15 protein-coding genes and 1 pseudogene are annotated in these 15260 nt (G+C 63.6%); 5 read left to right on the top strand and 11 right to left on the bottom strand.

Annotated features, from left to right (window positions below; translation table 11 throughout):
- Positions 1–32: 32 nt before the first annotated feature.
- Complete coding sequence (locus ACVOK8_RS07795; RefSeq protein WP_481566334.1) at positions 33–662, top strand: alpha-ketoglutarate-dependent dioxygenase AlkB family protein; 630 nt, start codon at positions 33–35, stop codon at positions 660–662.
- Here the strand turns inward: ACVOK8_RS07795 and ACVOK8_RS07790 are convergent.
- The 4 genes from ACVOK8_RS07790 to ACVOK8_RS07775 are packed head-to-tail and all read right to left on the bottom strand — an operon-like array spanning position 616 to position 4114.
- Positions 616–1263, bottom strand: coding sequence for an ABC-type transport auxiliary lipoprotein family protein (locus ACVOK8_RS07790; protein WP_481566333.1), 648 nt, complete (start codon positions 1261–1263; stop codon positions 616–618). The two genes, ACVOK8_RS07795 and ACVOK8_RS07790, sit on opposite strands and share 47 nt — an antisense overlap.
- On the bottom strand, positions 1260–2186 hold the full coding sequence (locus ACVOK8_RS07785) for an MlaD family protein (protein ID WP_481566332.1): 927 nt from the start codon (positions 2184–2186) through the stop codon (positions 1260–1262). Before ACVOK8_RS07785 ends, ACVOK8_RS07790 begins: the two co-directional genes overlap by 4 nt.
- A 1-nt stretch (position 2187) precedes the next feature.
- Positions 2188–2997 carry an ABC transporter ATP-binding protein gene (locus ACVOK8_RS07780; protein WP_481566331.1) on the bottom strand — a complete coding sequence of 270 codons (810 nt, stop codon included), beginning with the start codon at positions 2995–2997 and terminating at the stop codon, positions 2188–2190.
- 4 nt (positions 2998–3001) lie between these two features.
- Positions 3002–4114 carry an ABC transporter permease gene (locus ACVOK8_RS07775; protein ID WP_481566330.1) on the bottom strand — a complete coding sequence of 371 codons (1113 nt, stop codon included), beginning with the start codon at positions 4112–4114 and terminating at the stop codon, positions 3002–3004.
- 83 nt (positions 4115–4197) lie between these two features.
- Here ACVOK8_RS07775 and ACVOK8_RS07770 point away from each other — a divergent pair, with 83 nt between their 5' ends.
- Positions 4198–5469: a threonine/serine exporter family protein gene (locus ACVOK8_RS07770; RefSeq protein WP_481566329.1), complete on the top strand. Its 1272-nt coding sequence runs from the start codon at positions 4198–4200 to the stop codon at positions 5467–5469.
- A 284-nt stretch (positions 5470–5753) separates the two neighbouring features.
- On the opposite strand, the pseudogene ACVOK8_RS07765 reads toward ACVOK8_RS07770, so the two are convergent.
- The 3 genes and pseudogenes from ACVOK8_RS07765 to ACVOK8_RS07755 all read right to left on the bottom strand — a co-directional run.
- A pseudogene (locus ACVOK8_RS07765) lies at positions 5754–6131 on the bottom strand (H-NS histone family protein); the annotation flags it as partial.
- A 176-nt stretch (positions 6132–6307) separates the two neighbouring features.
- Complete coding sequence (locus ACVOK8_RS07760; RefSeq protein ID WP_481566328.1) at positions 6308–8002, bottom strand: proline--tRNA ligase; 1695 nt, start codon at positions 8000–8002, stop codon at positions 6308–6310.
- A gap of 157 nt (positions 8003–8159) precedes the next feature.
- Entirely contained in the window at positions 8160–8549 is a 390-nt protein-coding gene (locus ACVOK8_RS07755) for a DUF4124 domain-containing protein (RefSeq protein ID WP_481566327.1), read from the bottom strand.
- Positions 8550–8631: 82 nt separating this feature from the next.
- On the opposite strand from ACVOK8_RS07755, the gene pssA reads away from it, so the two are divergent.
- From pssA to rimI, 3 genes are read left to right on the top strand one after another with little or no spacing between them, the layout of a single operon-like run.
- Positions 8632–9411: a CDP-diacylglycerol--serine O-phosphatidyltransferase gene (gene pssA / locus ACVOK8_RS07750; RefSeq protein WP_481566367.1), complete on the top strand. Its 780-nt coding sequence runs from the start codon at positions 8632–8634 to the stop codon at positions 9409–9411.
- A gap of 56 nt (positions 9412–9467) precedes the next feature.
- Entirely contained in the window at positions 9468–9890 is a 423-nt protein-coding gene (locus ACVOK8_RS07745) for an alanine acetyltransferase (RefSeq protein WP_481566366.1), read from the top strand.
- A complete protein-coding gene (gene rimI, locus ACVOK8_RS07740) occupies positions 9887–10372 on the top strand; it encodes a ribosomal protein S18-alanine N-acetyltransferase (RefSeq protein WP_481566326.1) in 486 nt (161 codons plus the stop codon). The genes ACVOK8_RS07745 and rimI overlap by 4 nt, the downstream gene beginning before the upstream one ends.
- Positions 10373–10384: 12 nt before the next feature.
- Here the strand turns inward: rimI and ACVOK8_RS07735 are convergent, their stop codons facing one another.
- From ACVOK8_RS07735 to ACVOK8_RS07720, 4 genes are all read right to left on the bottom strand, one after another.
- Entirely contained in the window at positions 10385–11209 is an 825-nt protein-coding gene (locus tag ACVOK8_RS07735) for an EamA family transporter (RefSeq protein WP_481566325.1), read from the bottom strand.
- Between the two features lie 438 nt (positions 11210–11647).
- On the bottom strand, positions 11648–14473 hold the full coding sequence (locus ACVOK8_RS07730) for a valine--tRNA ligase (RefSeq protein WP_481566324.1): 2826 nt from the start codon (positions 14471–14473) through the stop codon (positions 11648–11650).
- Positions 14474–14504: 31 nt separating this feature from the next.
- A complete protein-coding gene (locus ACVOK8_RS07725; RefSeq protein ID WP_481513769.1) occupies positions 14505–14693 on the bottom strand; it encodes a YqaE/Pmp3 family membrane protein in 189 nt (62 codons plus the stop codon).
- Between the two features lie 12 nt (positions 14694–14705).
- Positions 14706–15131 carry a DNA polymerase III subunit chi gene (locus tag ACVOK8_RS07720; protein ID WP_481513779.1) on the bottom strand — a complete coding sequence of 142 codons (426 nt, stop codon included), beginning with the start codon at positions 15129–15131 and terminating at the stop codon, positions 14706–14708.
- Positions 15132–15260 lie beyond the last annotated feature (129 nt).

Here is a 15260-nt window from a genome sequence, read left to right as displayed (position 1 = left end):
TGCGTGCAACGGCTGATTCTGAGGGCAGCGGCATGATCGAGCAAACCAGAGTCTGCGTTCCTGCCGTGGATGGGCCTGGAGCAACGGTGGTGCAGCACCTGCCGGCATGGTTGGCCAGGGCCAAAGCCGATGCGTTGATGCCCATTCTGCATGCGCAGGTGTCATGGGAAATCCACCGCATCCGCATGTTCGGGCGCTGGTTGGATTCACCGCGGCTTAGTTGCTGGATGGGCGACGCCGATGCGCACTACCGCTATTCGGGCGCGGATTTCCTTCCGCATCCTTGGGCACCGGCAGTGCTGGAGTTGCGCGAGCAAGTGCAGCAGGCCTGTGCAGGCCGCTTCAACAGCGTGCTGCTCAACCGTTATCGCGATGGCAGTGACAGCATGGGCTGGCATAGCGATGACGAGCCTGAACTGGGGCCGACGCCGTTGATCGCCTCGCTGAGCCTTGGCGCACCGCGGCGCTTTCTACTGCGGCGTCGCGATGCTCCTGCGCAGAAGTTTGAATACCTGCTTGGTCACGGCGACCTGCTGCTGATGCGCGGGCATTGCCAGCGCGACTACCAGCATGCGCTGCCCAAGACCGCGCGGGTGTCGGGCGAGCGCATCAATCTCACTTTCCGCCAGATCGCAACTGTACTGCGTCGCGCTGGCCGCTGAGCAGGGTCCAGCCGATCAGCTCGCTGCTGGTCTTGTTCAGCGCGGCTTCGAAGGCGGCAGCGACACTGCTGATCTCGGCGCTGGCTGCCGGTTCGGCGACGACGAAGGTGCGGGCGGCAACCACGCGCTGGTCCAGGCTGTGGATGAGTTTTGCGTTGAGCTCGATGGTGGCTGCAGGCACTTCGCCGCCGCGGTAATCCGATTCGAAGCGGCGCAGATCGGTGGTCAGCTTGTAGTCCGAGCGGATGCCGGTGGCGATACGCGCAACCGCATCGATCTTCCCCGAGTCCTCGAAGCCACGCAGCAAGGTGTCCTCCAGGATATCGGTGGCCGGCTGCGCCCAGGTGGCGCCGCGGTAGACCTCCAGCTCACCCGGCGTTGGCCGCACGTTGATGCGCGGGCTGTCGATCAGGCGGGCGGCGCTGGGTTTGGCAATGGCCAGCTGCCAGCTGACCTGGGGCCAGCCGGGATCGGCCTGCACCCTGACTTGAGGTGCATAGATGGTGATGGACTGGCGGTCGCCGCCGGCCAATACCGAGCAGCCGGCCAAGGCCAGCAGGCAGGCTGGTGCAAGCAGCTTGATCAGGGAAATGCGCTTCATTTGGGTTCGAACTCCTTCGGGGCGTCGCGGCCGAGCAGGTAGCGCGCCGGGTTGTTCTCCAGCCGGTCACTGACCCGGCGCAGGTCGCGGATCAGGCCGCGCAGTTCGGTCAGGGTCGGGCCGAGCTGGGCCAGGCCGTCGTTGGCGAAGCTGTTGATGGCCGCGCGGTTCTCGCCAAGGATGGCGTCGGCATTACCGGCGGCCGAGTCGAGCTTGGCCAGGCTGGTATCAAGCTTGTCCATTGTTGCCGGCAGTTCCCGCAGCACGTTCTCGTCCAGGTTCTTGATGGCGCCGTTGGCCGAACCGAGGGTGACGTTGAGGTTGCGCGCCGCATCGCGGGCTTCCACCAGCAAGGCCTGGGTGCCTTCGTCGCGGTCGGCCAGACCGCCGCTGATGGTTTCCAGGTGGGCCAGGGTGGTGGTGATCTTGCGGACGTTCTCATCGCTGAGCAATTGGTCCATGCGTTCGACCACGCGGTTGGCGACATCGGTGATGTTCTGCAGTGCCGACGGTGAGGTTGCGATGGTCGGCACCGGTTCCTTGCTGACCGCAGTCAGTGCGGCGGCCTGCGGGGTGCCGCCACTGAGCTGGATGATCGACGGTCCGGTCAGGCTGGTGATGGCCAGCTTGGCGCGGGTGTCGGTCTTCACCGGGGTAGTCGAGTTCAGCCGCAGCTTGGCCACCACCTTGCGCGGGTCATCCGGGGCCAGGGTCAGCTCGGTGATCGAGCCGACCGCGATGCCGTTGTATTGCACCGGGCTGCCGACCGTCAAACCGGTCACCGCCTCGGTGAACACCACTCGGTATTCCTGCCAGGTGCGGTCGGAGGAGTACTTGGCCGCCCATAGTCCAAAGGCGAGCAGGGCAACGCCAATGAGCAGGGTGAAGGCACCGATCAGGACGTAGTTGGCTTTGGTTTCCATATCAGGCGGGCTCGTGCTGAAGGCCGCGCGCGGCGCGGGCGCGGGGGCCGTGGAAGTATTCGCGTATCCACGGATGGTCGAGTTGTTCGATTTCAGGCAGCGCTGCGTTGGCGATGACCTTGTGGTCGGCCAGCACCGCGACGCGGTCACAGATGGCGTAGAGCGTGTCCAGGTCATGGGTGATCAGGAACACGGTCAGGCCCAGGGCTTCCTGCAGGGTCTTGATCAGGTGATCGAAGGCTGCCGCGCCAATCGGGTCGAGGCCGGCGGTCGGTTCGTCCAGGAACAACAGGGGCGGGTCCAGCGCCAGCGCACGCGCAAGGCCGGCGCGCTTGCGCATACCGCCGGAAAGCTGCGAGGGCAGCTTGTTGATGGCGTCGGCGGGCAGGCCGGCCAGCTTCACCTTCAACAAGGCCAACTCGTAGTGCCAACGCTCGCTGAGTTCCGGATGATGTTCCTTCAGCGGTACCTGCACGTTCTCACCAACCGTCAGTGAGGAGAACAGTGCGCCATCCTGGAACAGCACACCGGTGTTGCGCTCGATGCGCAAACGGTCCGCCGGGTTGCCTGAGCGCGCATCCGCGCCCAGTACTTCGATCTGCCCGGCATCGGGTGTGCGCAGGCCGAGGATGGAGCGCATCAACACCGATTTGCCGGTGCCCGAGCCGCCGACCACGCCGAGGATCTCGCCACGGCGTACGTCCAGATCCAGGCCGTCGTGCACAGTCTGGCTGCCAAAGCGATTGACCAAGCCGCGTACGCGGATGGCCAGGTTGGTGTCGTCGGTGTTGGCATCTTCCATCGTGCTCATCGCCTCACCAGCCCATATGCATGAACCACAACGCGGCCAGCGCGTCGAGGATGATGACCAGCGAGATCGTCTGCACCACGCTGGATGTCGTGCGTTCGCCCACCGACTGTGCCGTGCCTTCCACCTTCAGGCCTTCCAGGCAGCCGATCAGCGCGATGATCAGCGCGAACACCGGTGCCTTGGACAGCCCAACCAGCATGTGCCGCACCTCGATGGTGTCGTGCATGCGCGCCAGATACATCTGCGGCGGGATGCCCAAGTCGAAGGCGCCCACGGTAACGCCACCTGCCAGACCGGCGATCATCGCCACGAAGGTCAGCAGCGGCAGCATGATCAGCAGTGCGACCACCCGTGGCAGCACCAGCAGGTCGATCGGGTCCAGGCCCAGGGTCTGGATGGCGTCGATTTCCTCGCGTGCCTTCATCGCACCGATCTGCGCGGTAAATGCGCTGGCGGTACGGCCGGCCAGCACGATGGCGGTGAGCAGTACTGCGAATTCGCGCAGGAAGGCGATCGAGACCAGCTCCACCACGTAAATCTCCGCACCGAAGTCGCGCAGGATGGTGGAGCCGAGGAAGGCGATTACCGCACCCACCAGATACGACAGCAGCGCTACCAGCGGAACTGCGTTCAGGCCAACCTCTTCCATCTGGTTGACCGCCGCAGTGAGCCGGAAGCGCCGCGGTTGGCGCAGCAGTCGCGCCATCTTGGCCAGGTTCTCACCGAGGAAATTGACCAGCAGCACCACGTTGTCGGCGATCGCGTGTACCGAGCGGCCAAGCCGATCCAGTGCCGCTGCCACGCCGAAATCGCGTTGCGGTTTGGGCCGCTCGTCGGCGACTTCCTCGATGGTGCAGACCAGCGCCTGGTGGTCGGCGCGGAACTGCAGCGCATCTTCCGGCAGCCCCAGCTTGTGCGCGTAGCGCAGCAACAGCAGTACCCCGGCCGAATCCAGCCGGTCGATATTGCGCGCATCGATGCCGGTTACCGCTCCGGTCTGGGCGTGCAATACCTCGCCCGAGCGCAGCGCGGTGGCCAACGTCCAATTGCCGGAAAGCCTGAGCAGGCCATCCGCATCGGGGGGAAGTACGCAGTCGGGTGGGGGAATGTCTTTCATGGTGACCATTGGCTACGGAGAATAACCCGTCAGCCCTTCAAGCCGGATGAGTATTTCCTCCGCTTCAGGTGATACTAGCGGCCATGTCTGCCGAAACCCTTGCCGCCGCCCCGGCCACTGCTTCCAATCGCGCTACCTACGCGCAACGTGTGGCCTTCGTTTCGGAGATGGCTGGGCGTCTGCACAGTTATGGCACAACCGCCCAGCGTCTGGAGGCGGCGGTGGTGGCGTTGGCGCAGCAGTTGGATCTGGATTGCGAGCCTTGGTCGAACCCGACCGGCTTGATCCTGAGTTTCAGCGACCCGACCCGCGCCATCGGTTCCAGCGACATCACCCGTGTGATCCGGCTGGGGCCGGGCGATACCAATCTGCACAAACTGGCGATGGCTGACCAGATCGCCGATGCCGTGTCTGCCGGACAGATGTCGATCGCACAGGGACACACCGCGCTGCGCCAGCTCGACAAGGATGGTGGCCTGCGCAGCAAGATCCAGCTGCTGGCCTCGTTCACCCTGGGCTCGGCCGGCGTGGCCGGTTTGTGGCGGCTGCCGTGGCTGGATATCGCCACCGCCGGCATTACCGGTTTGCTGATCGGCCTGATGTTGTTCTATACCGACCGCCGCGTCGCCACCCGCGAGGCCGGCGAAGCCTTGGCGGCGTTGCTGGCGGGCTTTGTGGCGGTGTTGGTGGCCAGTTTCATCGGGCCGCTGAACATGAACTCCACCATCATCGCCTCGCTGGTGGTGCTGTTGCCCGGCATGGCGTTGACCAACTCGGTCAATGAACTGGCCAGCGGGCATTGGGTGTCCGGTACGGCGCGCTTCGCCGGTGCGCTGACCACCATCATGAAACTCACGGTGGGCGCGATGATCGCGGTGACCATCGCCAATTCCATCGGCCTGGAGCCGGTGATCCGCGCCTCGCGGCCGCAATCCAACTGGGTGGAATGGGGCTCGGTGCTGGTGGCCTCGTTTGCCTTTGCCATGCTGTTCCGCGCCAGCAGGCGCGATTACCTCTGGGTAATGGCCGCCTCGGTCGCCGGTTATGCGATTTCCCGCTATGGCGGGCAGCAGTGGGGAGCGCCGGCCGGTATCTTTCTGGCGGCGATGACGGTGACTGCCGCTGGCAATCTGTTTGGACGCATCGTGCAGCGCCCCGGTGCGATCATCCGTTTGCCCGGCATCATCATGCTGGTGCCCGGTAGTACCAGCCTGCGTGGGGTATTGAGCCTGATCCAACAGCAGAATGTGAGCGCCGGCGAATCGGCGCTGCTGACCGTGGTCAATGTGGTGATGGCGCTGGTGGCAGGCTTGTTGTTCGGCAATCTGCTGGCACCGGCACGCAAGAACCTGTAACCGCTGTGGGTGCTGCCAAGGCCATTCGCCAGACGTTGTCTTGATGTTGCATGCTTGGCCACCGCTGCCTGTGGACAGCGCACCCGGGGCTATTCGCGGTTGGTCAGCAAGACCAACCGAACCGTGCTTTCTGCTGCGTTGCGCTTACCCGGGGCTACCACGCTTCTTCATCAAACTGCAGGTGGTGGCTGGAAAGAATTTGCAACTACTGTATTTACAGGGATTGCAATACTAAAACGCCGGCAAACTGCCGGCGTTTTGTAATCCATATTCCAGAGTTATTACTTCTGGATCAGGAAATCTTCAACCTTGCGGCCTGCCTTGGTGTACTCAGCCAGCCAACGCGGTTGCTTGCCACGGCCGGTCCAGGTTTCAGCGGCATTGGCCGGGTTGCGGTACTTCGGCTCAACCTTGGGCAGCTTGCGGCCGGTCTTGGTTGCGCCCTTGCTGGCCTTGGCGCCACGCGGGGCCTTCACTGCAACGGCAGCGCCGGTGCCGAACAACTCTTCGACGGTATAACCAGCTTTCTTGGCGGCGGCGGCAACCAGGGCGCGAGCCTTGGCAATCGGCTGGCGCTTGGCTACAACGGTCTTGCGCTTCTGGGCGTCGCGAATCAGAACGGCCAGTTCTTTGGCCGACAGCTGGGACAGATCGATACTCATCGAATAACTACTCCGGATAATGGGTTTGGGGGTGTATGCCATTCCGTGGCAGCGCAGCAAAGCATACCGGGCTGGTTACGGTAATGACAGATTAATAGCGTTTTCGATGTTATCTGCAAATGAAAACGCCGGGACTATGTCCCGGCGTTATAAGCAGTTTTCCCCGGTGATTAGGCTCAGCCGATGATCTTGCTGATCACCGTGGCCTGGTCCAGATTTTCTGCTTCACTGGCGCTGCGTGCGCGGTATTCAACCGTGCCTGCAGCCAAGCCACGCTCGGATACCACGATGCGGTGCGGGATGCCGATCAGTTCCATATCGGCAAACATCTGGCCCGGGCGCAGGCCGCGGTCGTCCAGTGCGGCATCCACGCCGGCGGCCTGCAGTTCGGCCAGCAGTGCTTCGGCGGCTGCGGTAACCGTCGGGTCCTGCTTCGGATTGATCATGCACACCACCGCCTGCCACGGGGCCATGCTGACCGGCCAGATAATGCCGGCGTCGTCGTGGTTCTGCTCGATGGCTGCAGCGACAATGCGCGATACGCCAATGCCATAGCAACCCATCGCCATCACCGCCGCCTTGCCGTTCTGGTCCAGCACGGTGGCCTTCAGTGCCTGCGCATATTGGCGACCCAGCTGGAATACGTGGCCAACTTCGATACCGCGGGTAATCTTCAATTCGCCGCCGTCCTGGGCCCGGTCGCCGGCCACGACATTGCGGATATCGGCCACTTCCGGCTCGGCCAGGTCGCGGCCCCAGTTGAGGCCGGCAATATGCAGACCTTTCTCATTGGCACCGACCACGAAATCGGCCATTGCCGCTACTTCGCGGTCAGCGACCACGCGGATCGCCTTGCGCGGGTTCAAGGGGCCGAGGAAACCCGGCTCGCTGCCCAGATAATCGGCAATCTCGGCCTCGCTGGCCATGCGGTAATCATTGAGGCCAGCCACCTTGGCCAGTTTAATTTCGTTGACTTCGTGGTCGCCACGGACCAGGGCCAGCACGAATTCATTCTCGGTGGTCATTACCGCAATCGACTTGACCGTACGCCGCAGGGCGATGCCCATCAGCGCGGCCACGTCTTCGCAGGTCTTCTGGGTGGGGGTATCGATCTTGCGCAGTTCTTCGCTGGCGGCGGCGCGCGCTGCCGGGTCGGCGGCAATGGCGGCCTCCACATTGGCGGCGTAATCCGAGCCGGTGGAGAACACCAGTGCGTCTTCACCGGAATCAGCGATCACGTGGAATTCCTGTGAGGCATCGCCGCCAATTGCGCCGGAATCAGCCTGCACCGCACGGAACTCCAGACCCAGACGGGTGAAGATGCGGGTGTAGGCGGCCTTCATGTTTTCGTATTCGGCGACCAGGCTGGCGTCGTCCAGATGGAAAGAATAGGCATCCTTCATCAGAAATTCGCGCGCGCGCATGACGCCGAAGCGCGGACGGATTTCGTCACGGAACTTGGTCTGCACCTGGTAGAAATTGACCGGCAGCTGCTTGTAACTGGACAGTTCCTGGCGCGCGAAGTCGGTAATGGCTTCTTCGGCGGTGGGGCTGTAGCAGTATTCCTGCTCCTTGCGGTCCTTGATCTTCAGCAGTTGGCCACCGAACTTCTGCCAGCGGCCGGTTTCTTCCCACAGTTCCTTGGGCTGGATGGTCGGCAGCTGCAGCTCGACCGCACCGGCGCGGTTCATTTCCTCGCGGACGATGGCTTCCACCTTGCGCAAAACCCGCAGGCCCAGCGGCGACCAGGTGTACAGGCCCGATGCCAGCTTGCGGATCATGCCCGCGCGCAGCATCAGCCGGTGGCTGACCAGCTCGGCGTCGGCGGGGGTTTCCTTGGTGGTGTGCAGGTGGAAGCGGGAAAGACGCATGGCAGGGGGCTTCGCAAAACGGACGATCCCCTATTTTGCCAGCCTTGCAGCCCACTCGCACCGCCACCAACGGGGTAGGGGGAAAAACCGGGGTCAGAGTCGGGCTTTGCAAAGCAAAACCCGACTCTGACCCCGGTTTTTCCTGTCAGCTAGCAGCTCAGTTCTTCGGCGCAGGCTTGCAATAGACCGCAGCGGCGGCCTCTGCGAGCTGCTTCTGCGCCGCGCGCTGGGCGTCATCCAGCGGAGCGCCCGGCTTGCCATCGGCACCAACGCCCTGGCTGACCGGGCCATTGCCGTTCAGCAATTGTAGATTCCTGCGTGCACCCAGGCACTGCTCGGACTCGCCAGCGTCGGCCGCAGCCTCTGGTTCGGCGACAGAAGCTCCGCTGGCGGTGATGCGGCGGGTTTCAAACTGCTTGCCGGCCGGCGGGCGCTCGGAGTACTGGGTGACGCCATTGGCGTCCTTCCACTTGTATAGATTGGCGGCGCTGGCAGTGGCAGCGGTGCTGAGCAGGAGCAGGCAGCAGAGGCGTGGCAGGGTGAGCATGGCAACTCCAGACACCGGAACAGGGCAGACAGCGATTGCAGCACCCGGTGACGCGGCTGGCAAGTCGATTAAACTCTCCGGTATGGACGAATTGAGACCACCACCGCGTTCGCGCAGCATCTACCTGCTCCCGAACCTGTTTACCACCGCCGGGCTGTTTGCCGGGTTCTACGCGATCATTGCCGCCTCCAACGGGCAGTTCGTCCACGCCAGCATTGCCGTGTTCGTAGCGGCAGTGATGGATGGGCTGGACGGCCGGGTTGCGCGTTTGACCGGTACCAGCAGCGAATTCGGCGTGCAATACGACTCCCTGGCTGATCTGGTCAGTTTCGGCATGGCGCCGGCACTGGTGATGTACCACTGGGCCTTGTCCTCTCTGAAATTCGATGGCGACGTGCTGGGCCGCGTTGGCTGGTCGGCGGCTTTCCTGTATGCGGCCTGCGCGGCGCTGCGCCTTGCCCGCTTCAATACCCAGGTGGGCACGGTCGACAAGCGCTGGTTTGTCGGCCTGGCCAGTCCGGCTGCGGCCGGTTTGATGATGTCCTTCGTCTGGGCCTTCGCCGATGGCGAGCTGGGCTGGAGCGGTGAGGAACTGCGCTATGTGGCCTTGGGCGTGACCATCGTGTCCGGCCTGTTGATGGTCAGCCGGATCCGCTTCTGGAGCTTCAAGGGTGGCAGCGAGAAGGGCCCGCGCTCGGAACGCGTACCGTTCGTGGTGCTGGCGCTGGTGCCGATCATCATTTCCATCGTGGTACTGGACCCGGCGCGCACCTTGTTGGCGGTTGGCGTGATCTATGCGCTCTCCGGCCCGGTGATGTGGGCGCTGCAACGCTGGCGGCAGCCGGCCGGCAAGGTGCAGTGATCGGTTTCTCGCCCGAGCCGGTGTGGACCCCCGAGCAGCAGGCATGGCTGCAGGCGATGGGCTACACCGTTTATCTGCAAGGCAGTGCGCTGGATGCGCCGCCAGCCGTGGCTGCGCCAGCCTTTGATACCGCTACGGTAGCGGTGGAGTTGGCAGCGCAGCCGCAACCTGCGGTGAGCAAGCCGGTTGCTGTTGCCCCACCGCGTGACGCGGCCGCAAGGGCACCGCAGGCACCGAGCACAGCGCCGGCGCCGGTATTTGCTGCCGCTACACCGGGTGGTGGTCGTCGCAGCGGCGGCTTGGGGATGCCCGATCGCCTGCAGATCGCCTTGTTGCGTGCTTCTGGCTGCAATCCCAATGAGCCGGAAACGCGGGCGCTGATGGACAGCTGGCCCTTGGCCCAGTTGCGTGCCGATCCGGCCGCCAAGCGTGCCCTGTGGCCGCAGCTGCGCAGTTTGCGGCGGAAAGCACGGCAATGACCGCGCTGGGGTCGGTCCTGCGCCCCATGCATGAAGGGGACCTGGATGCGGTGATGGAAGTGGAACTGCGTGCCTATCCGTTCCCGTGGACGCGCGGCATCTTCCAGGATTGCCTGCGCGCCGACTATCCCTGCCGGGTGCTGGTGCAGGATGACGCTATTGTCGGCTACGCCGTGCTAAGCATTGCTGTCGATGAAGCGCACGTACTCAATGTCTGTGTTGACCCGCTGTGTCAGTCGCGTGGTCACGGCCGGCGTCTGCTACGCGAGTTGGTGCGGGTTGCACGGCAACGTGGCGCGTTGCGGGTGTTCCTGGAAGTACGACCGTCAAATACCTCGGCCATCGCGCTGTACCACAGCGAAGGTTTCAACGAGATTGGCCGACGCCCGCGGTACTACCCGACTGCGAGTGGGCGCGAAGATGCGCTGGTTATGGCGATGGAACTGGTGGACGACGACATCAGTGTGATGCCGCCGCTCTGAGGTTTGTCTGGGTTACGCCAGGCGCAACAGCACTACACCAGCGATGATCAGTGCTGCGGCGAGCATGCGTTTGCGGCTGATGTGCTCTTTCAGCAGCAGCGCCGAGATCAGCAGCGCGAACAGGATCGAGGTCTCACGCAGGGCAGCGATCACCGCAACCGGCGCGGTGGTCATCGCCCATAGCGCGATTGCATAGGACGCCGTGGTGCCGATACCGCCCACCAGTCCGCGCTGCCAGTTGCCGCGTAGATAGCTGCCCAGCTGCTGGCGGCGGGCGAACAGCGCCCAGATCGGCAACGGCAGGCCGGACAACAGGAACAGCCACAGCGTGTAACTCAAAGCGTTGCCGGACAGGCGCGCGCCCTGTGCATCGACGAGGGTGTAAATGGCAATGACCACGGCGATGCATAGCGGCAGGCGGATGTTGCGGGCGGTGCTGCTGCCGGCCATGCACAGGATGCCGCTGCTGATCAGGGCGATACCGCTCCAGGCGGCGGCAGACAGGTGTTCGTTGAACAGCCAGGTGCCGGCGATGGCAACCAGCAACGGAGCACAACCCCGCATCAGCGGGTAGGACAGGCTCATGTCGGCGCTGTGGTATGCGCGGGCGACCAAGACGTAATAGCCGGTTTGCAGGACAGCTGAAGCGGCGAGCCAGGGCAGGCTGGCTTCGGCTGGTGCTGGCAACCAGGGTAAGGAGATTGCAGACAGGACAGCAGCCCAGCCGGTGACCAGAATCGTGGTCAGCAGCTTGTCGCCGCCGAGTTTGACGATGGCATTCCAGCTGGCGTGGAGCAGGGCGGCGAACAGGACCGCGCAGAAGATGCCGAGGGACATTGGGTTCTGTCGTTGGGGTGCTTGGGGAGGGTAGCTGGGATTTGGGGGTGGGCTGTTGGGAGGCAAGGTCAAAACCCAAAAGCCAAAAAGCCAATAAGCCAAAAAGCCAAAAAGCCAAAAGGCCAAAAGGCCAAAAGGCCAAAAGGCCCCTCATCCGCCCTCTGGGCACCTTCTCCCGCAGGCGGGAGAAGGGATTGGATTGCACAGATTTATTCGGCCGGCAGACTCCCTGAGCAATCGGCACTGCGCGCTTGAGCCCGAGCAACTCAGCGAACCCGTAGGCGTGCATGGCGCATTGCACTCCCTTCTCCCGCGCGCGGGAGAAGGTGCCCGGCAGGGCGGATGAGGGCGCTCTTCGCTCGCTGCTCTTTGATTCTCAACGCACAAAAGAAAACGCCGCCCAGAGGCGGCGTTTTCTACAACAGCAACCAACAAGCCTTACAGCTTCGCGCGCTGTTCCTGCAGGCCGGCCAACTGGCTGTTCCAATCGACCAGGCGCACACGCTCCTGCTCGACCACCGCCGCCGGTACCTTGTCGGTGAACTTGGACAGTTTGACCTCGCTCTTCTCCTTCTCCGAAGAAACGCGGGCGATTTCCTTGTCCAGGCGCGCACGCTCGGCGTCCAGATCAACCAGGCCTTCCAGCGGCACCAGCAGCTTCAGTTCGCCAACAATGGCGGCGGCAGCCGGCGGCGTCACCGCATCAGCGGCCAACCAATCGATGCTCTCGAGCTTCACCAGGAAACGCAGCTGCGAGGCGAAGCGGTCGAGGCGGCTGCGGTCAGCAGCTTGTCCGCCCTGCAGCAGCAGACGCACCTGCTTGGACGGCGGCACGTTCAATTCGCTGCGCACGCGGCGCAGGGCACTGACCATGGTCTTGAACCATTCCACGTCGACTTCGGCCTGCGCGTAATCGCCGGCAAACTCTTCCGCGGTTGGGTAGGCCTGCAACGACAGTGACTCGGCGTTGATGCCAAGACGCGGTGCCACCTGCTGCCACAGCTGCTCGGTGACGAACGGGGTCAGCGGGTGCAGCAGGCGCAGTACCGCTTCCAACACGTACAGCAGCGTATGACGCGTGCTGGCCGCATCCTCGGCGTTGTCACCGTTCAAGGCCGGCTTGGTCAGTTCCAGGAACCAATCGCAGAATTCGTTCCAGACAAACTCGTACAGCGCTTGCGACAATAGATCGAAGCGGTAGTCGGCGTAGTGCTGCTGTGCTTCGGCCGAAACCTTGGCCAGGCGTGCAAGGATCCAGCGCTCGGCATCGGTGCGCGGCATCGGTACGCCAGTGAAGCTCGCGCCCTCGGTGTTCATCAGGGTGAAGCGGCTGGCATTCCACAGCTTGTTGCAGAAGTTCTTGTAGCCCTCGGCGCGGCTCATGTCGAACTTGATGTCACGGCCGTGGGTGGCCAGCGCGGCGATGGTGAAGCGCAGCGCGTCGGCACCGTGGGCGATGATGCCGTCCGGGAATTCCTTTCGCGTGGCCTTCTCGATCTTCTCGGCCATCTTTGGCTGCATCAGGCCGTGGGTGCGCTTGGCAACCAGGTCGTCGATGCTGATGCCGTCGATGATGTCCAGCGGATCGAGCACATTGCCCTTGGACTTGGACATCTTCTGGCCCTGACCGTCGCGGATCAGGCCGGTGATGTAGACGTCCTTGAACGGGATCTGGCCGGTAAAGCTGTCGGTGGCCATGATCATGCGCGCCACCCAGAAGAAGATGATGTCGAAGCCGGTGATCAGCACGTTCGACGGCAGGTAGCGCTCAAAACCGCGCTCGGCCATCGCCGCTTCATTCGGCCAGCCGAGGGTGGAGAACGGCCACAGCTGCGAGGAGAACCAGGTCTCCAGCACGTCGCTGTCCTGAGTCAGCACCACGTCGGCGCCCAGCCCGGCCTTGGCGCGGGCGTCGGCTTCGTTGCGGCCGACGTAGCAGTTGCCGGCTTCGTCGAACCACGCCGGAATGCGGTGGCCCCACCACAGCTGGCGGCTGATGCACCAATCCTGGATGTTCTCCATCCAATGGCGATAGGTGTTGATCCAGTTGCCCGGCACAAACTTGATGCTGCCGTTCTCGACCAGTTCGAGGCCGCGCTTGGCCAGCCCGTCCATTTTCACGAACCACTGGTCGGTCAGATAGGGTTCGATCACCTGGCCGGTACGGTCGCCACGCGGCACCTGCAGCTTGTGCGCCTTGGTCTCGACCAGGATGCCCAGGTCTTCCAGTTCGGCCAGGATCACCTTGCGTGCTGCATAACGGTCCAGTCCCTGGTACTGCTGCGGGGCGTTCTCGTTGAGCGTGGCAGTAGTGGTGAACAGGTTGATCATCGGCAGGCTGTGACGCACGCCCACCTGATAGTCGTTGAAGTCATGCGCCGGGGTCACCTTGACCACGCCGGTGCCGAACGCCTTGTCGACGTAGTCGTCGCCGATCACCGGCACGCTGCGGCCGGTCAGTGGCAAGGTCACGCTCTTGCCGATCAGGTGCGCGTAGCGGCTGTCTTCCGGGTGCACCATCACCGCGGTATCGCCCAGCAGGGTTTCCGGACGGGTGGTGGCCACGACGAGGTAGTTGCGGGTTTCGCGCAGGGTCTCGTTGCCGTCGGCGTCCACTTCGACGTGCTCATAGCTGGCACCGTCGTTGAGCGCATAGGCGATCGACCACATGAAGCCGTCTTCTTCCACGCTCTCCACTTCCAGGTCGGAAATGGCGGTCTTCAGCACCGGGTCCCAGTTGACCAGGCGCTGGCCGCGGTAGATCAGGCCCTGCTCGTGCCAGCGGAGGAAGGACTCGATCACCGCCTCGCTCGGGCCCGCGTCCATGGTGAAGGTGCTGCGCGACCAGTCGGCGGAGGTGCCGAGGCGGCGCATCTGGCCTTCGATCACGTTGCCCGAATGTGCCTTCCACTCCCACACCTTGTCGATGAAGCCATCGCGGCCCAGCGAGTCGCGGGTTTCACCCTTGCCTTCCAGTGCCAGATTGCGGCTGACCACCATTTCGGTGGCGATGCCGGCGTGGTCGGTACCCACCTGCCACAGCGTGTCGTAGCCACGCATGCGGTGGTAGCGGATCAATGCATCCATCAGGGTCTGCTGGAAGGCATGGCCCATGTGCAGGGTGCCGGTCACGTTCGGCGGCGGCAGCAGGATGGTGTAGGGCTCGCCCTTGCCGGACGGCTTGAACAGGCCGGCCTTCTCCCACGACTCATAGAGCGCGGTTTCAAAGGATTTGGGGTCGTAGCTGGAGGCGAGTTGGGTCATGCGGGGAAACCGGAAAGAGCGAGGGGAGGGATCAGCGCGCCAGTGCGCGCTTGATCTTCTGGTCGGTGTGGTACTGGCTGACCGCGTATGCAGCCCAGATGGCAGCGGGCACCCAACCGATCAAGGTGATTTGCAGGATGAGACAGACAATGCCGGAAATCGGACGGCCAATGGTGAAAAAGGCCAGCCACGGCAGCAGGATGGCAATCAGCAGGCGCATGCGTGTAATCCCTTACATGTCGTATTTGTTGAGCGTGTAGTTGGCGGCCTTGTACTGGCGCCAACGCTCACGCAGTGGTTCACGTGCGGCGGGGTCGGCCGGCACCACTTCCAGTACGCGGTCGCAGGCACCCAGATAGGGCTCGTCGCGCAGGTTGATTACCAACGGACGTTCCGGTGCTTCGGCGCCCGGCGTGGCGATCAGCACGATGGCCTCTTCCTCGTCCACGTCCTCGCCGATGATCTGGTGCGGGATATAGGCGTCGGGGTCGAACGACCACAGCAGCTCGTCCAACTCCTCGGCCTGGGCCTGGTCGCGGGCCAGTACCAGCGTGTACAGGCCGCCATCGTTGGCCTTGCGCGCGAGTTCGCACACCAGCTTCAGTGGCTCGGTGAGAAAGCGCGGCTTGGCAATCAGGTAGAAGTCGGCACGCATCAGGTCACAAGGAAGTAGAAGGGGATTGGAAAACCGGGGCCAGAGTAGGGGTTTTGCGGGGCAAACCCGGCGGGGGCCCCCGGTTTGGCACCCCCGCTATTACTCACGGCCAGCCGGGCCCCCCGCCCAGGG

The organism is Stenotrophomonas sp. STEN083, assembly GCF_056759195.1.
Note: the sequence above shows the minus strand (reverse complement) of the source record. Positions and strands in the feature narration are given on the sequence as shown.